Origin of the sequence: Desulfosarcina cetonica JCM 12296 (assembly GCF_001311845.1) — a bacterium.
In the GTDB taxonomy this organism is placed as follows: Bacteria; Desulfobacterota; Desulfobacteria; order Desulfobacterales; family Desulfosarcinaceae; genus Desulfosarcina; species Desulfosarcina cetonica.
The window spans coordinates 1-673 of the sequence record NZ_BBCC01000531.1 but is presented as its reverse complement, the minus strand read 5'-3'; the positions used below and the strand labels follow the sequence as shown (position 1 = coordinate 673).

General features: G+C 42.6%; 1 protein-coding gene. It reads right to left on the bottom strand.

Annotation, left to right across the window (positions count from 1 at the left end; translation table 11 throughout):
- Positions 1-479: 479 nt before the first annotated feature.
- The coding region (locus tag JCM12296_RS43045; RefSeq protein WP_218188474.1) for a hypothetical protein at positions 480-673 on the bottom strand (194 nt) is incomplete at its 5' end.

The following is a 673-nucleotide window of genomic DNA, read 5'->3' as shown; positions in this document are numbered from 1 at the left end:
ACATAGCGTCTGGGTTTCCGGAATTAAACGCGATAGCCGTTCAGTCAGATTCTCTTTGTCGGCTGTGTCTTTAAAGATATTTTTGCGTTCGATCCCACGGATGATCACATGATGCAGAATCCCCGGGGCATCCAATCGAGCTAAGCGTGGCATGAATTCAAAATAGCATAGATGGGGGATTACGCAAAGTTATTTAGTTAATTAGGGTCGTCCCCCTCTCCCCTAAAAAACTGCAAAATATAAGCCTTGATGAACTTACAGATTCGGTGCAGCCCTTTCAAGCAAGCACAAACCAAAAACGTGCAAAATAAAGAACGGAAAACAAGTCAATATGAGCACCAACGGGGAGCTCAGCCGACCGGGGCATATAGCCGAGTAGGTTGTCAAAGCCAAGTTTTGTCGAAAACCAAGGGCTTTCGAAAAGCCGCTAGCCCCCCCCCGGGTCGGCCTGCAGCGTTTTGTTGTGCAATATTTTATAGTTAACTTTCGAATTCTTTTTCAATATATTCAACAGTAACCTGAAAATCAGTATAGAGCTTACTCGCTGTTGATTTTGCTTTTCTTGGATTACTGGTTAACTGGATTGTTCTGTTCCTTCCAGAATTTGTAGAAATCGTAAGTGGAAAAACTTCATCTTTTGGAACAAGGAAAAAAACATATGGGGACTTGTTAT